The following is a 16,996-nucleotide window of genomic DNA, read 5'->3' on the forward strand; positions in this document are numbered from 1 at the left end:
AGATGTATTTAAGAAAACTTGAACTGAAAGATGCACCGCTTATGCTTGCATGGATGCATGATAAGAGTGTAACAGAAAATCTTCAGGCAAACTTTGCTTCCAAAACAATGGAAGATGCCGAAAACTTTATAAAATCAAGCTGGGAGGACAAGGAGAATCTTCACCTTGCTGTCTCGTCTGATGCCGATGAATATATGGGAACTGTCAGCCTTAAACATATTGAGGACGGGTCAGCCGAATTTGCCATTACTGTAAGAGCAGAGGCAATGGGCAAAGGATATTCATGGTTTGGCATGGAAAGCATAATTGAAAAAGCTTTTGCTGAATTAGGACTCGAATGTGTATATTGGTGTGTATCAAGAGAAAATCCGAGAGCTGTAAGGTTTTATGACAAGCATAATTTCCATGAAGCTCTTGATATCCCGGAAAAGGTACTGAAGAGATATGAAAATCTTAATAATCTCAAATGGTATTCAGTACTTAAAGGTGATGATTTCACAAGCAGGGATTCGGTAGCAGGCTGCAAAGTTATACATATCAAGACTATCCCAACAGTAGATGCAGGAGAGTTGTCATTCTTCGAGACTACTAAGGATATTCCGTTTGAAATAAAGAGAATGTACTATATATCAAAAGTTCCCGAAGGTGTCAGAAGAGGATTCCACGCGCACAAGGAACTGAAGCAGCTTCTGTTCTGCCCTTACGGAAGGATACAGCTTATTCTTGAAAACAAGAACGGCAGAGAGGAAATAGAGCTCTCGGATCCTTCAATAGGAGTTGTTATAGATCAGCTCACATGGAGAGAGATGCTCTGGCTGCAGAAGGATTCTGTTCTCTGTGTGGCAGCATCTGACTATTATAAGGTTGAAGACTATATAAGGGATTATGATGAATTCAGGAAGTATATAAATCTTTAAATATCTGGGAGGAAATCTGTTTGGCTTTACCTATTGGCAAGATTAGACAAAAATGGGGTGCGATGTCACAAGAGGCAAGAGCGTCAGTAGCATATACTGTTTGCAGCATTGTTCAGAAGTGTATCTCATTAATAAATATGCCTATTTTTTGCAGGCTTATGACAACTGATGAATATGGTGAAATGACTGTTTACACTTCATGGTCAGCTATTTTCTCAATAATTCTGACACTGAATCTGGCATATGGTTCATTTTCGCCTGCTATGCTGAAATTTGAAAAGGACAGAGACAGGTATATTTCCTCGATACAGGGAATCTGGCTGGTATTATGCGGCTTCTTTTTGGCTATATATCTTCCGTTCCAAAGTTTCTGGAACGGACTCCTAAAAATACCGACGCTGTTTGTAATATTTCTTGTTCTTGAGACCTTGTCGGTTAACGCAATTAATCTATGGAGCGGAAAGAAACGATTTGATTATGAGTATAAGCCTGTAGTTGCACTGACTCTTATCATGTCACTTGCAAGCACAGCTGTATCTCTTGCTTTTGTTTTGTTAAGTGAGCAGAAGGGTACGGCACGTATCATAGGTCATGTTGTGGCTGTTGTAGCTTTTGGTGCTATAATATTCAGTCTGAATGCCATAAGAGGTAAGAGCTTTATAAAAAAGCAGTACTGGACATACGCCTTAGGCTTCAATATCCCATTATTGGCGTATTATCTTTCACAGATGATATTCAACCAGAGTGACCGTATAATGATCGACCACTACTGCGGAAAAGGAAAAGCAGCTATATACGGTGTTGCATATAGCTTAGCTATGGTTCTGACATTTGTTCTCAATTCCATAAATAATTCGTATGTTCCATGGTTTTATAAGAAGATCAAGGAAGGTAAAGAAGAGGAAAACGCAAAGGTTGCTAATGGTATTGCAATATTGATGGCAGGCTTGATAATGTGTATCGTTATCATGGCTCCTGAAGTCATATTGATCATGGGTGGAAAGAAATATCATGAGGCGATATGGATCATACCGCCTGTTGCAATAAGTTTATTACTGCTGTTCTATGCGCAGTTATTTATAAATGTGCAGTTCTATTATGAAAAGAAAAAGAGTCTGGTATATGCATCGGTAGGAGCTGCAATAGCTAATATTATCCTGAATGCTGTACTTATCCCGACTGTAAGCTATATAGCTGCAGGATATACAACCATGATAAGCTATATACTGTTTGCGGTTATGAACTATTATACAATGAAAAAAGTGGCAAAGGAAAAAGGTTTTTCCTTGAAAGCATTGGATATTAAGATGCTTTGTGTGATTTTTATAGGTTTTTGTTCTATATGTTTTCTTGTGATGACGTTATATAAACTGATGATTATCAGATATATTGTGATTTTAGTGGCTTTAATTATTGGAATTATAAAGAGAAAAGATTTAATGTTTTTTGTAAATAGCGTATTGAAAAGAAAAGCGTAAACAACATGGAGAGATGTTTTAATGGGAAAGATAAGTTTAAATAGAATCATTAAAGTCCCTATGAAAAAGGCAAATGATTTTTATAATGCTATTAGATCAAACTATTATCTAAAAAAAGTTCATCGTGCAAAGAATCATGATACAATAAAAGTTGGTTTTATTGTTCAGATGCCTGAATTATGGGATAAACAGTCAAGCGTTTACGCCGATATGTGTGATAACAAATATTTTGAACCATGGCTCATAATCGTTCCTAAGTATGATTTTGAGAATTCAAAAATAGGTGAATACGGAAGCGAAAAAGAGTTTTTCGTATCCAATTGCCTGAATGGAAAATATGCGCTGGCATATAATGAAAATAAATTGGCAGAGATAAATGTATCTGATTTTGATTATCTGTTTTTCCAGCGACCTTATGATCATTATCTTCCTGAGAAGCTAAGAAGTTCAAGTACTGTTTGCTATACAAAAAACTGTTATATTCCTTATGCTACACCTGAAATAAAAAAGACAGGTATTTACCCTGTCAACTTTTTTAGAAATATATATATGGGCTTTATGGAGGATACAGGTGCTGCTCAAATCAATACGACAAGATTTAAGGGGAATTGCAACAAAGGATACCAGCATTTTCTCAGTATCGGATATCCTCCGTTTGAAAAATGCTTGAAAATCAATAATCAATGTAATTACTCGAATTTTTTATGGACTCCACGCTGGAGTTACGACCCTATTGCTGGTGGCAGCCATTTTATGGAGTATTACCATCAACTTGCAGAGTTTGACTGGGGAAAATCTAAATTAATAGTCAGACCTCATCCAATGATGTGGGAGAATTTTGTAAAAACTGGTATTATTGAAAAAAAACAGATAGATGATATTTTTTCCCTTTGGAAAAAGCAACAAGTACAAGTCGATTCAAATAAGAGTATTGAAGATACATTTGAAAGTATGGATGTACTAATATCTGATAAGTCTTCCGTTATCCCTATGTTTTTTTTAACAGGTAAACCAATCATTTATTGCCCAAAAGAGTCTGAATATGGCTCTTTGTTTTCGACCATTTTACCTGGTTTGTATATTGCTAACACCTGGGAAGAATTAGCAGGATTAATTAATAATCTTTCAGAACATAATGATCCGCTTCATTCTATACGAAAGAAGATTATTGATGAGCATTTTGCATACAATTCATCAGCTACAGAAAACATTGTAAATGCTATTATTAATGATTTTGAGGAATCTAAAAAGGAGACATATCGCAAATGAATATAGGTGTTGTAAGTTACAATATCTATTGTAACTTTACCAATTATGGTTCTGCATTGCAGTCATGGGCTTTGACACAAGCTATCGAAAAAATAGGATATCATGCGTTGCTTACTGATTACTGTCCTGATATTCTGGCAGACAAGGATCCGCTGAATCCATTTGAAAATATGTGGGACAAAGACGACGAATCCCGAAGAATGTGTGAATTGACCATGCCTGCAATCCGCATCAATTATGAGAAGTTTGACCGATTCTATCATGAACGCTTTGATAAGACCAAGAAGAAATATACATCGGCAAATTTCAATGAGATTATTGAAGACGAAGGAATTGATGGTTTTGTCTGCGGCAGTGATACGATTTTCTGTCCTGACGAGTTCGGCTTTGATGACGGTTACTATGCAAACTATGACTGCATGAAAAACGGCTTCGCAGTTGCCTATGCTGCAAGTTTTGGAGATCCACATTTTACTGAGGAGACTTATCAGATTTTGAATGCAAGGCTCCAGAATTTCAAGGCTTTTGGTCTGCGTGAAAATCTAATGATTCCTTATGTGAGTGAGCATACATCTGTTCCAGTGCAGAAGGTTGTCGATCCGACTTTACTGTTGACTTCCGAGGATTATGACCATATTGCAGAGGAACGAATCGTTCAGGAGAAGTATCTTCTTTTGTATGCTCGCCGCTATAATCCAACAATGACTGAATATGCTGAAAAACTCGCAAAAGAAAACGGCTGGAAGATTGTTGATATCAGTCTTCGTGCTACCAATGCAGAGCGTGGACATCAGATGTTCTATGAAGCTGGTGTGGAAGAATTCCTGTCTCTTGTAAAGCACGCAGAATATGTGGTTACAAATTCTTTCCACGGCATGATTTTCAGCGTGCAGTACCGCAGACCGTTTGTTGTATTCTCTCGTGAACAGTGCGATACAAAAATCGAGGAATTACTTGAGTTATTTGGATTGTCGGATCGAATGCTGGTGAACGGAAACGAAGCATTCCGTAGCGAGATAGATTATGATGCTGTTCACGGTAATATTTCAGCAGCAAGAGAAAAATCTCTTAAGTTCCTTGCAATGGAACTTGAATTGATAAAGTAAATTAGATTAAAGAGAAGAAAGAAGGTTATTAGAATGAATATTTTGGTACTAGGTGGAACAGGTGCAATGGGTACCCATCTCATTAGTTTTCTTTCTGAAAATAATGATGTTCAGGTAACTGTTACATCACGTAAAGAAAGAAACAGTCATGGGAATATCAGTTATATCGTTGGAAATGCTCGTGAGAAAGCGTTTATGAGTGAATTGCTAAAGAAATCTCATTATGATGTAATTGTTGATTTTATGAATTATAATTACGAAGAATTCCTGGAATACCATCGCGCATTACTTTCTGCCACAGACCACTATATCTTTCTATCTTCAAGTCGTGTTTATGCAAATTATGAGGGACGAATTACCGAAAGTTGCCCACGTCTGCTGGAGACATCCAAAGATCAAGCATTCCTTTCAACGAATCGCTATGCACTTCGTAAGGCGAGAGAAGAAGATATGCTTCGTGCAAGTGGAATGAATAACTATACGATTATTCGTCCCTATATTACATACAGCAACCGCCGCCTGCAATTGGGTATCTACGAAAAAGAGGAATGGCTGTACCGTGTATTGAATGATAAGCCTCTGATCATGAGCGAGGGCATATTAGATAAGACGACAACGCTTTCTTATGGAAGAGATGTATCATTCGGCATCTACAAAATTGCTCTAGGAAAGCCTTTAGCAGACGCCGTACATATTACAACTACAGAAAATATGACTTGGTTGGAAATACTGAAAATGTATGCGTCTATTATCAAGAAACAGACTGGCAAGGACATTGTTCTGTATACTTCACCTGAAATGAAATCAATTGAGATGATTTACGAAGGTGGATATAATACTATATATGACCGCCAATGGAACCGACAGTTTGACAATGCGAAAGCAGAGCTTGTATGCGAACATATTGATTATCTTGGTATGCAGGAGGGACTTTCCGGCTGTTTAGAGGAATTCCTGCGTGATTGGAAAGTAGAGGGGAATGCAGTGTTCTTGCCCTTAAATTCAGAATATGAAAAGGAAATGGACAGGCTGACACAGGATCCTTCCGTGCAGAAAGAAATTGTTCAATTATAAGGGGGCTTTAATCAGTGGCACATTATTATACAAATGAACGCAATCATCAGATCCTGATAGCCTTGTTAAAAGCTCATAATATTAAATATGTTGTTGCCTCACCCGGAACAACCAATTCTGTTTTCATAGGCAGTATTCAGAATGATCCGTATTTTGAAATCTTTTCGTCTGTTGATGAGCGCTCTGCTGCATATATAGCCTGTGGAATTGCGCATGAAAAAGGCGAGCCGGTTATTCTCAGCTGCACTGGAGCCACTGCAGCTCGCAATTATATGTCAGGTGCAACAGAAGCATTTTACAGCAAACTGCCGATTCTTATATTAACATCTTCACAGGATAACAACAGAATTGGTCATTTGTTTGCACAGGTAACAGACCGAACATCTCCTCCGAATGATGTTTGTAAAATAAGCCTGACAATGCCGAATGTTCACACAAGTGATGACGAATGGGAATGCGAGGTCAACGGCAATAAAGTTTTGCTTGAATTAAAACGTCATGGTGGCGGTCCGGTTCATCTGAATTTGATTACAACGTATAGCTATAATCAGGAAACAGCACTTACATGTAAGGAGTTACCGGATACGAGGATAATCCGAAGAATTACCACAGAAGATTCATTCCCTGAAATTATCAAAGGCAAAACAGCAATATTTGTAGGTTCACACCAGCCCTTTGATTCGGCGCAGACAAAGGCAATCGAAGCTTTCTGTGAAGCAAATAACGGCGTGGTTCTCTGTGACCATACAAGTAATTATCACGGCAAATACAAGATTCCATTTGCACTTGTTATCAACCAGGCACCTTTGAATCAGGCAAATACACCTGCCTATGATGTCGATATTTTAGTCCATATTGGTGAGATATCAGCAGAAGAAGGTGCAATGAGAATGATTCAAAGCAATGAAACTTGGCGGGTTTCTCCGGACGGTGAAATCAGGGATACGTTCCGCAATATGTCATTTGTGTTTGAAATGTCTGAAAAAGATTTCTTTTTGGCTTATGCGAACAAAGAATTCTCGAATGTTTCTTATTACGAAGAATGTAAGCGTGTATATGATGCACTGGTGGAACAAAAGCCCGATCAGCTTGCACGGATGCCATTCTCAAATGTATGGGTAGCAAGTCAGATAGCTCCGTATATACCAAATCACTCAACTGTTGTATTGAGTATTCTTAATACGATTCGTACGTGGAATTATTCTGAATTTCAAGATGAAGTCAAGGTGTTTTGTCCGGTCGGTGGGTTCGGAATCGACGGTGCAACATCAATGATGATTGGTACTGCGCTTGCCAATCCCGAACATCTTTGCTATTGTGTGACCGGTGATCTGGCATTCTTCTATGATCTGAATGCCCTTGGCAACAGACATATTGGTAAGAATATAAGAATCATTTTGGTTAATAACGGAGTCGGTGTTGAATTCAAAAAATGCTATGCTATGGCGTATCGGTTGCTTGGTGAAGAAGTTGATCCTTATGTAGCTGCTGCTGGTCATTTCGGTCAAAAGTCCCCCTGTTTAGTAAAACACTTTGCAGAAGATTTGGGCTTTGAATATCTATCTGCCTCGGATAAATCTTCTTTCGCAGATGTGAAAGACAAATTTCTTTCTACAGATTCGGATAAACCCATTTTGCTGGAAGTATTTGTGAACGATTCGGATGAAGGTATTGCTCTTAATATCATTCATAACAGAAAATAACAACTGATTAAAACGATTTCTGTTTGGATTTCAGTGTATATACAAGGAAGGAAAGATTAGAATGCTTAATTTCACAGTTGGGCCTGTAATGTGCAGCGATGAAGTATGTGCTGTCGGCGGAGAACAGGTGCCTTATTTTCGTACACCTGAGTTTTCCGAGCTGATGCTTGAAAATGAACAGCTTATGCTGAAGTTTTCAAAAGCACCAAATGGTTCAAGAGTAGCTTTCATGACAAATTCTTCCACAGGGTCAATGGAAGCGACAGTCATGAACTGCTTTACATCATCTGACAAGGTGTTGGTCATCAACGGCGGAAGCTTTGGACAGCGTTTTGTTGAGCTCTGCGAGATACATGGTGTCCCCCACGATGTCCTGAAACTTAATCACGGACAGAAGCTGACAAAAGAGAGACTTTATGAGTATGATGGAAAAGCTTATACTGGTCTGCTTGTAAATATAGATGAAACTTCTACAGGTGTTCTTTATGATTCGGAAATGATCGGAGAATTCTGTAAGAAGAACGATATGTTCTATGTATGTGACTGTGTTTCGGCATTTCTTGCTGATCCATTCGATATGGCGCATTGCGGGGCAGATGTGATGATAACAGGTTCACAGAAGGTTCTTGCCTGCCCTCCCGGTGTATCTATGATCGTTCTTGCGCCGAGAGCGGTTGAGCGTGTTACAAATGCAAAGGTTAAGTCAATGTATTTTAATCTTGCAGATGTACTTAAAAATATGGAACGCGGACAGACACCGTTTACTCCGGCAGTTGGTATTTTGCGTCAGATTAACACCAGATTGAAAGAAATTGAGGCAGCAGGTGGTGCAGATGCTGAGATTGCCAGAGTTGCTGCACAGGCACAAGATTTCCGTGATAAAATCAAAGAATTGCCATTTGAATTTGTTTCTGAGTCTCCTGCAAATGGTGTTACACCTGTTCATCCGCTCAATGCAGATGCCTATGAGATATTCATGGATCTTAAAGATAACTATGGCATCTGGATATGTCCTAACGGCGGAGATATGAAGAGTACTATTTTCCGTGTAGGTCATATTGGACACCTGACACATGATGATAATACAACACTTATTAATGCTCTGAAGGATATGCAGAGTAAAGGAAAACTCTGATAAAATATGCTTGTAATGGAGATGATATATTGGTAAAGGTAATTACATACGGAACATATGATATGCTCCATTACGGACATATTCGATTGTTAGAGCGTGCAAAAGCTCTTGGAGATTATTTGATAGTTGGTATTACCTCTGATGACTATGACAAAACAAGAGGAAAGATAAATCTTCAGCAGTCCCTAATGGAGCGTGTTGAAGCAGTAAAAGCAACAGGGCTTGCAGATGAGATAATCATAGAGGAATATGAAGGACAGAAGATAGACGATATTCGTCGCCTTGATGTTGATATATTCACAGTTGGCTCTGATTGGGAAGGGTACTTTGATTACCTGAATGAATATTGTAAAGTTGTGTATCTTCCAAGAACTCAAGGTGTATCAAGTTCAGATGTAAGGGCTGAAAAGCGAAAATTGAGAATAGGTCTTGTGGGAACAGCGATTTTTCGGACGAAATTTGTTAATGAAGCTAAGTATGTTAATGGTGTTGAGGTTGTTGGTATTTATGCTACAACACCAGGTATTGAACCTGAATTAATAAACCTTTATTATACTGATAATTATGATGATTTACTCTCTAAAGTTGATGCTGTGTATATCATATCAAAGCCTGAAAATCATTATAAACATTGCAAAGCTGCTCTTATTGCAGGAAAACATGTTCTTTGTGAATCGCCAATGGCTTACACAAGGGAGCAGAGTAAAGAATTATTTCAAATTGCTGAAGAAAAGAATTTAATTCTTATGGATGCAATTAAAACTGCTTATTCCACAGCTTATGAACGCTTGATTCTTATGGCAAAAAGCGGCAAAATTGGTAGAGTTGTATCGATTGATGCGGTATGTACAAGTCTTAGAGATGGTATTTCAATTGAAGGAACTGACCTTTCCAAGAAATGGAATAGTATGTGCGGATGGGCACCGGCAGCAATGTTGCCGATTTTTCAGGTTTTTGGAACGGATTACCGAAATAAAGTTTTCTATACTTTATTTCAGAATAAAGAAGAGAATGTTGACGCATTTACCAAAATTGACTTTGTATATCCTCAAGGTGTTGCAACAGTCAAAGTTGCAAAAGGAGCAAAAGCTGAAGGTGAATTGATAATAACAGGTACCAAAGGCTACATATATGTACCTGCACCATGGTGGAAAACAGATTATTTTGAGATACGATATGAAAATCAAGAGGACAATAAAAGGTTTTTCTATCAGCTTGACGGTGAAGGAATTCGCTATGAAATAGTTGCTTTTGCAAAAGCAGTTGAATGTAATAGAAATCTAAGTTATGTTTCAAAGAGTACTTCAGAAGCTATTGTCGGTATAATTGAGGATTTTAATAAACGACTTAATATGACTGAATTAACATAAGGAAGGTGTTTAAGATGAAAGGTATAATTTTAGCCGGAGGTTCCGGTACAAGACTTTATCCATTGACAATGGTAACAAGCAAACAATTATTACCTGTATACGATAAGCCGATGGTATATTATCCGCTGTCAACACTTATGCTGGCAGGAATAAAGGATATACTTATAATATCAACTCCAACTGATCTTCCTAATTTTGAGAGACTTCTTGGAGACGGTTCACAGTACGGTATCAACCTTAGCTATAAGGTACAGCCAAGTCCTGACGGACTTGCACAGGCATTTATCCTCGGCGAAGAGTTTATAGGCGATGATGCTTGCGCTATGGTGCTTGGTGACAATATATTCTATGGAAACGGTTTCGGAAGCATACTCAGAAATGCAAAGAAGAATGCAGAGGAAAACAACAGAGCAACAGTATTCGGTTATTATGTTCCTGATCCCGAGCGTTTTGGCGTTGTTGATTTTGATAAGGACGGACACGCTCTTTCAATTGAGGAAAAGCCTGCTGTTCCAAAGAGCAATTACGCAGTTACAGGACTTTATTTCTATCCTGCCGGTGTAAGCGCAAGAGCCAATCAGGTAAAGCCTTCTGCGCGCGGAGAGCTTGAGATAACAACACTCAATGAGATGTATCTCCATGATAATCTTCTTGATGTTCAGCTTCTCGGCCGTGGCTTTGCATGGCTTGATACAGGAACAATGGACAGTCTTGCAGAGGCAACTAACTTTGTTCAGATGGTACAGAATCGTCAGGGAATTGAGATATCAGCTCCCGAAGAAATAGCTTTTATCAATGGCTGGATCGACAATGAAGGTCTTATGAAGTCAGCTGAAAAATACGGTAAGTCACCATACGGTGCACATCTGAAAAAAGTTGCTGAAGGAAAAATAAAGTATTAAGGAGAAAAAGGTAATGACAATTTTTGTTACAGGCGGTGCCGGCTTTATCGGCTCAAATTTCGTATTCCATATGCTGGATACATATCCCGACTACAGGATAGTATGTCTTGACAAGCTCACATATGCAGGCAATCTTTCAACACTTGAGCCTGTTATGAAGAATCCCAACTTCCGCTTCGTGAAGATAGATATCTGCGACAGAGAAGCTATCTACAAGCTTTTCGAGGAAGAAAAGCCTGATATCGTTGTAAACTTTGCAGCAGAGTCACACGTTGACCGTTCTATCGAGAACCCTGAGATATTCCTCCAGACAAATATCCTCGGTACACAGGTTCTTATGGACGCTTGCAGAAAGTACGGTATCCAGAGATATCATCAGGTATCTACAGATGAGGTTTACGGCGATCTTCCGCTGGACAGACCTGACCTCTTCTTCACAGAAACTACACCTATCCATACAAGCAGCCCATACAGCTCATCAAAGGCTGGTGCTGATTTACTTGTAATGGCATACAATCGTACATACGGTCTGCCTGTAACAATTTCACGTTGTTCAAATAACTACGGACCATATCACTTCCCTGAGAAGCTTATCCCGCTTATGATAGCAAATGCACTCGCAGACAAGCCTCTCCCTGTATATGGTGAAGGACTTAATGTACGTGACTGGCTCTATGTTGAGGATCACTGCCGTGCTATCGACCTTATCATTCACAAGGGCAGAGTAGGCGAGGTATACAACGTTGGCGGACACAACGAAATGAAGAACATCGACATCGTAAAGCTCATCTGTAAGGAACTTGGCAAGCCTGATAGCCTTATCACACACGTTGAGGACAGAAAGGGACACGATATGCGCTATGCTATTGACCCAACTAAAATTCACAATGAGCTCGGCTGGCTGCCTGAGACAAAGTTTGAGGACGGCATCAAAAAGACAATCAAGTGGTATCTTGAAAACCGTGAATGGTGGGAGACTATCATCAGCGGTGAGTACCAGAATTACTATGAGAAAATGTACGGTAACCGTGCAGAGGTGTAATAAATGAAAGCATTCGTAACAGGCGTAGGCGGACAGCTCGGACATGATGTTATGAACGAGCTTGCAAAGCGCGGATATGAGGGTATCGGCAGTGATATATTGCCGACGATTGACACAAAATATCCCTATGTACAGCTTGATATAACAGATGCGGCAGCAGTAGAAAAGGCAATATCGGAAGTGAAGCCCGACGTAGTCATTCACTGTGCGGCATGGACGGCAGTAGACGCTGCTGAAGATGAAGAGAACAAGCCAAAGGTCAAGGCTATAAACGTTGACGGTACACAGAATATCGCCAATGTCTGCAAAAAGCTTGACTGCAAAATGATATATATTTCTACTGACTACGTTTTCAACGGACAGGGAACAGAACCCTGGCAGCCTGACTGCAAGGACTACGCTCCGCAGAACGTTTACGGACAGTCAAAGCTTGACGGTGAACTTGCAGTATCCAATACTCTTGATAAGTACTTTATCGTGCGTATCGCATGGGTATTTGGCATAAACGGCAAGAACTTCATCAAGACCATGATAAACGTGGGCAAGACTCACGATGAAGTAAGAGTTGTATGCGATCAGATCGGTACACCGACTTACACATATGACCTTTCAAGACTTCTTGTGGATATGGCAGAGACTGAGAAATACGGTTACTATCATGCTACAAATGAAGGCGGATATATCTCATGGTACGATTTTACAGTAGAGATATATAAGCAGGCAGGAATGTCAACAAAGGTAACTCCTGTTACTACAGCAGAGTACGGACTTTCAAAGGCTGCAAGACCTTTTAACAGTCGCCTTGACAAGTCAAAGCTGGTCGAAAACGGTTTTACTCCGCTCCCTGCGTGGCAGGAGGCACTTTCACGTTACTTAAAGGAGATCCAATAATATGGGACAGATAACAGTTGAAAAAAATGTTGGCGGTATTGAAGGGCTCTGCGTAATTACTCCCGCTGTTCACGGTGATAACAGAGGCTATTTCATGGAGACTTATTCACAGCGCGACATGGAAGAAGCAGGAATTGATATAGTATTTGTTCAGGATAATCAGTCATGCTCTGCAAAGGGTGTTCTACGCGGACTTCACTTCCAGAAGCAGTTCCCGCAGACCAAGCTGGTACGCGCTATCAAGGGAAGAGTATTTGATGTTGCTGTTGACCTGCGTAAGGATTCAAAAACCTACGGCAAGTGGTACGGAGTTGAACTTACAGAGGAGAACAAAAAGCAGTTTCTTATACCAAAGGGCTTTGCTCACGGTTTCCTTGTGCTCAGTGATATAGCTGAATTCTGTTACAAGTGTGATGACTTCTATCATGCGAATGATGAAGGCGGGCTTGCGTGGAATGACCCTGCTATCGGTATTCAGTGGCCCGAGCTTGTTGGTGAGTATAAGGGAAGTGCTGACAGTGAAGGCTATACACTTAACGACGGTACAGTTCTTAATCTTAGCGATAAGGATAAAAAATGGGATACACTTGAGAATACATTTACTTTTTGATGAATTGCAGCCTCTGTAAAGAGGCTGAATTTGTAATTATGATCTGAAAGGAGATTAATGAGATGTCAACAATTCTTTTAGCAGGAGGAGCTGGCTATATAGGCTCCCATACAGCAGTTGAGCTTTTGAATGCAGGCTACGATGTCGTAGTTGCAGACAATTACTCGAACAGTTCACCTGAGGCGATTAATAGAGTTGAGAAAATAACAGGCAAGTCCGTAAAGCTTTATGAGCTTGATATCAAGGATAATGCAAAGCTTGAAAAGGTATTCAATGAGAATAAGATAGATGCGGTTATCCACTTTGCAGGACTCAAAGCTGTAGGAGAGTCTGTACAGAAGCCTGTTATGTACTATCGCAATAATATCGATACAACACTTGCCCTTCTCGAAACAATGGAGAAGTTCGGCGTTAAGAATATCATATTCAGTTCTTCTGCAACTGTATACGGTGAGGCAAATCCTGTTCCGTATTTTGAAACAATGCCCCGCGGTGCTTGTACAAATCCTTACGGCTGGACTAAGTCAATGATGGAGCAGATATTCGAGGACGCAGCAAAGGCTGATAAGGAGCTTTCTGTTATACTTCTTCGCTACTTCAATCCTATCGGAGCACATGAGTCGGGTATGATAGGCGAGGACCCTCAGGGTATCCCGAATAACCTCATGCCTTATGTATCTCAGGTAGCAGTTGGCAAGCGCGAGTGTCTTACTATTTTCGGCAACGACTACCCAACAGCTGACGGTACCTGTACCCGTGACTATATCCACGTAGTTGACCTTGCTAAGGGACACGTTAAGGCTATAGATTATATACTTGCTCATAACTGTGTTGAGATATTCAACCTCGGTACAGGAACACCTTACAGCGTAACCGAGATCGTTGATACCTTTGAGAAGGTAAACAATATCAAGGTAAATCATGTTTACGGACCAAGACGTGCAGGTGATCTTGCGGAGTGCTATGCAAATGCAGATAAGGCTCTCAAGGTACTTGGCTGGAAAACAGAAAAGACTCTTGAAGATATGTGCCGCGACAGCTGGAACTGGCAGAAAAATAATCCTGACGGATATAATAAGTGATATCAACTCGGGCTTTTGCCCGAGTTTTTTTGTTCGGCTTGCATTATTTGGATAATTGTGGTATAATAATATATAGGATATTAAAAGAAAGGCTGGGGAATGTATGTTTAAAATAATACTTAAACTAAAAAAGCTCAGTCCTTCTGAGCTTATGATAAAGGTATTGTGCGTATTTACGATGCTCCTTTATCTTTACTGTGTTATGAACATAACGCTCATTGACAGGATACCCGGAATGCGCCGCCATGTGTTCAGACCGCTGTGGGAAGTAAGTTCCATGCTGAGAAGCGGTAATTATACCTATTGGACAGGACAGATAATAGGCAATATCATGATGCTTCTTCCGCTTGGTTTTATGCTCCCCATACTTTCCGAGAAATTAAGAAGTATAAAGGCTGTTGCCATATCGGGATTTATTTTATCGGTATTCATCGAATTAACTCAGTATTATACCGGCAGGGGATTGTTTGAGTCTGACGATATACTGCATAATACAATAGGTACCTGCATCGGATATATTGTATATATAATAATATTCTACAGGCTTGAACACACGATTCACGTGACAGAACGCTGAATAATAATAAAAACACCGCATAGGCGGTGTTTTTGTATTACATGGCTTATGATATGTTTTTTCAGACAAAAGATAAGATGATATATATTGACTATTATGCGCACATAATGTATAATAAAAGTGTTGATCAAATGCTTCCGGGTTTTATTGTTTGTTCGCAAAAAGTATAAAACAGCTGAAAAGCTTATGCAAAATAACAGTGGAATGACATCGCTTGACACTGTTTGCATTATGATATATACTATATTTATTATATCTTAGGAGGAAAAAAATGCAGGAAATAAAAAAGCGGCTATCGGGCTTTTTTGAGATGCTGACCACGGAGAAATTTTTCTTTTACTACATAATTACTGTGATGATCTCATTGCCTGTTATGGAAATATTCGATGAAATGCATTCACAGACGTTTGCAAGTCAGCCGATCATCGTAGAGATCGCAGGATATTTGGGGATTTTTGTGATAATAGTTCATTTTCTGAAGCATCAGAACATAAAGTATTATCTTTCTGATCTGCTGTATCTGCTTCTTTTTGTTTTTGCACTTTTATCAGCAGTATTTACTCTTGATAAGTTCGCAACATGGCATGGATTCGATTATGATGAATGGATGTTCAATTTTGTTGCATACTTCAGCCTTATGTTTGCGGGAACAATGATAAATGACAAGCATATGAGAAAATGCATACTGAATGTGTTCATACTTGTTACGGTGATACAGTCAGTGATTGCAGCACTTCAGACCTGCGGAATATATTTGATAGAGTGTTACCTTGATACGGATCTTATAATGGATCTCAAAAGATGCTATGGACTCACACAGCATTCAAACTGGTATGCGGGATTAAGTGTTCTGATGTTTACCTGTACCTCAGGTATATTCCTGTTTACTCAGAGCAAGCTTATAAGAAATATAACATATGCAATATCAATGCTTTGTTTTTATACTCTGTTGTCGTCAGAGGCAAGACTGGCATGGGTAGGTGTTGCAGCATATCTGGCATTTTTGGCTGTTTCCTTATTGGTAATGAGATCAAAGGGAATGGAAAAGGAAAAGCTGCGCAGTATATTCAGACGTTTGCTGCTGCTCATTGTTGGAATGATAGTTCTGGTTGCATTTGTTATAATAGTCTGCGGCAAGATAATGGGAAAGGTCGAGCTTACGAAAGAAGAGATCAACAATGTATCCGGTGAGAATAAGCAGATTGACAAGCTTGCAACTTCAAGAGTTTACATATGGAAATTCGGTTTGAAGATGGTTCCGGATCACTGGGCTTTCGGAATAGGTCTTGATAACTATCAGTATTCGTTTTTCCACAGCCCGGATTACATTCCCGGAGAGTACACTCAGGGAAAGGGGCATAATGAGTATATCCATTACCTTGTTACACAGGGCGTTTTTCAGCTTATCACATACCTTACGCTTCTTATATATGCAGCTGTTACTGGTGTCAGAAACGTTATACACAATGATGACAAAGAGGAAAGATATATCAACTGGATATTTCTTGGTATGCTTGTAGGATATGCGGCACAGGCTTGCTTCAACAGCAGTGTCGTGAATATAGTGCCTTATTTCTGGATAACCGTAGGAATGTGTCTTGCAAAGAAAAATCAGCATTATTTCGGTTATGCAAAGGAACATAAAAAAATCAGCAGTAAATAAAATCAAAGACCGCTCACCGTGTTCGGCTGAGCGGTCTTTAATTAATAAGGAGTGTGGTTTCTTATCAGATGACATACACATTATAGCTCACGGACTGAGAATTATCAAGATGACGAATGTCACTTTTTTAGTGACAAATGTAACTGCTGATTTGACTTTTTTTAAAATCTATAATAT

The 16,996-nt window shown here is 39.5% G+C and carries 15 protein-coding genes; all 15 read left to right on the top strand.

The features are described from left to right. Positions 1 to 2 precede the first annotated feature (2 nt). The 15 genes from L870_RS0112160 to L870_RS0112235 all read left to right on the top strand — a co-directional run bounded on the left by L870_RS0112160 (position 3) and on the right by L870_RS0112235 (position 16,819). Positions 3 to 917: a GNAT family N-acetyltransferase gene (locus L870_RS0112160; protein ID WP_028518372.1), complete on the top strand. Its 915-nt coding sequence runs from the start codon at positions 3 to 5 to the stop codon at positions 915 to 917. A 20-nt stretch (positions 918 to 937) separates the two neighbouring features. Beyond that, positions 938 to 2,395 carry a lipopolysaccharide biosynthesis protein gene (locus tag L870_RS0112165; RefSeq protein WP_155250199.1) on the top strand — a complete coding sequence of 486 codons (1,458 nt, stop codon included), beginning with the start codon at positions 938 to 940 and terminating at the stop codon, positions 2,393 to 2,395. A 21-nt stretch (positions 2,396 to 2,416) separates the two neighbouring features. Further along, the gene (locus tag L870_RS0112170) at positions 2,417 to 3,664 is read left to right on the top strand and encodes a CDP-glycerol glycerophosphotransferase family protein (RefSeq protein ID WP_028518374.1); all 1,248 of its coding nucleotides are present in this window, start codon (positions 2,417 to 2,419) and stop codon (positions 3,662 to 3,664) included. Next, positions 3,661 to 4,770, top strand: coding sequence for a polysaccharide pyruvyl transferase family protein (locus tag L870_RS0112175; RefSeq protein ID WP_080676448.1), 1,110 nt, complete (start codon positions 3,661 to 3,663; stop codon positions 4,768 to 4,770). Before L870_RS0112170 ends, L870_RS0112175 begins: the two co-directional genes overlap by 4 nt. Before the next feature lie 33 nt (positions 4,771 to 4,803). Then, positions 4,804 to 5,844 carry an NAD-dependent epimerase/dehydratase family protein gene (locus L870_RS17590; protein ID WP_080676449.1) on the top strand — a complete coding sequence of 347 codons (1,041 nt, stop codon included), beginning with the start codon at positions 4,804 to 4,806 and terminating at the stop codon, positions 5,842 to 5,844. A gap of 14 nt (positions 5,845 to 5,858) precedes the next feature. After that, positions 5,859 to 7,547 carry a thiamine pyrophosphate-binding protein gene (locus tag L870_RS17595; RefSeq protein ID WP_051411545.1) on the top strand — a complete coding sequence of 563 codons (1,689 nt, stop codon included), beginning with the start codon at positions 5,859 to 5,861 and terminating at the stop codon, positions 7,545 to 7,547. 61 nt (positions 7,548 to 7,608) lie between these two features. Then, entirely contained in the window at positions 7,609 to 8,682 is a 1,074-nt protein-coding gene (locus tag L870_RS0112190; RefSeq protein ID WP_028518376.1) for a pyridoxal-phosphate-dependent aminotransferase family protein, read from the top strand. 29 nt (positions 8,683 to 8,711) lie between these two features. Beyond that, positions 8,712 to 10,052 (top strand): Gfo/Idh/MocA family oxidoreductase, encoded by a 1,341-nt coding sequence (locus L870_RS0112195; RefSeq protein WP_028518377.1) that lies wholly within the window; start codon positions 8,712 to 8,714, stop codon positions 10,050 to 10,052. Positions 10,053 to 10,066: 14 nt separating this feature from the next. Next, positions 10,067 to 10,954: a glucose-1-phosphate thymidylyltransferase RfbA gene (gene rfbA, locus L870_RS0112200; protein WP_028518378.1), complete on the top strand. Its 888-nt coding sequence runs from the start codon at positions 10,067 to 10,069 to the stop codon at positions 10,952 to 10,954. A 13-nt stretch (positions 10,955 to 10,967) separates the two neighbouring features. Beyond that, the gene (gene rfbB / locus L870_RS0112205; protein ID WP_028518379.1) at positions 10,968 to 11,996 is read left to right on the top strand and encodes a dTDP-glucose 4,6-dehydratase; all 1,029 of its coding nucleotides are present in this window, start codon (positions 10,968 to 10,970) and stop codon (positions 11,994 to 11,996) included. Between the two features lie 3 nt (positions 11,997 to 11,999). After that, on the top strand, positions 12,000 to 12,887 hold the full coding sequence (gene rfbD, locus L870_RS0112210) for a dTDP-4-dehydrorhamnose reductase (RefSeq protein WP_028518380.1): 888 nt from the start codon (positions 12,000 to 12,002) through the stop codon (positions 12,885 to 12,887). Between the two features lies 1 nt (position 12,888). Next, positions 12,889 to 13,497 (top strand): dTDP-4-dehydrorhamnose 3,5-epimerase, encoded by a 609-nt coding sequence (rfbC, locus tag L870_RS0112215; RefSeq protein ID WP_028518381.1) that lies wholly within the window; start codon positions 12,889 to 12,891, stop codon positions 13,495 to 13,497. A gap of 62 nt (positions 13,498 to 13,559) precedes the next feature. Continuing rightward, positions 13,560 to 14,579, top strand: a complete 1,020-nt coding sequence (gene galE / locus L870_RS0112220) for a UDP-glucose 4-epimerase GalE (protein ID WP_028518382.1) — start codon at positions 13,560 to 13,562, stop codon at positions 14,577 to 14,579. 103 nt (positions 14,580 to 14,682) lie between these two features. Then, positions 14,683 to 15,156 (top strand): VanZ family protein, encoded by a 474-nt coding sequence (locus L870_RS0112225; protein WP_028518383.1) that lies wholly within the window; start codon positions 14,683 to 14,685, stop codon positions 15,154 to 15,156. 271 nt (positions 15,157 to 15,427) lie between these two features. Continuing rightward, on the top strand, positions 15,428 to 16,819 hold the full coding sequence (locus L870_RS0112235) for an O-antigen ligase family protein (RefSeq protein WP_028518384.1): 1,392 nt from the start codon (positions 15,428 to 15,430) through the stop codon (positions 16,817 to 16,819). Positions 16,820 to 16,996 lie beyond the last annotated feature (177 nt).

Source organism: Ruminococcus flavefaciens ATCC 19208, assembly GCF_000518765.1.
In the GTDB taxonomy this organism is placed as follows: Bacteria; Bacillota; Clostridia; order Oscillospirales; family Ruminococcaceae; genus Ruminococcus; species Ruminococcus flavefaciens.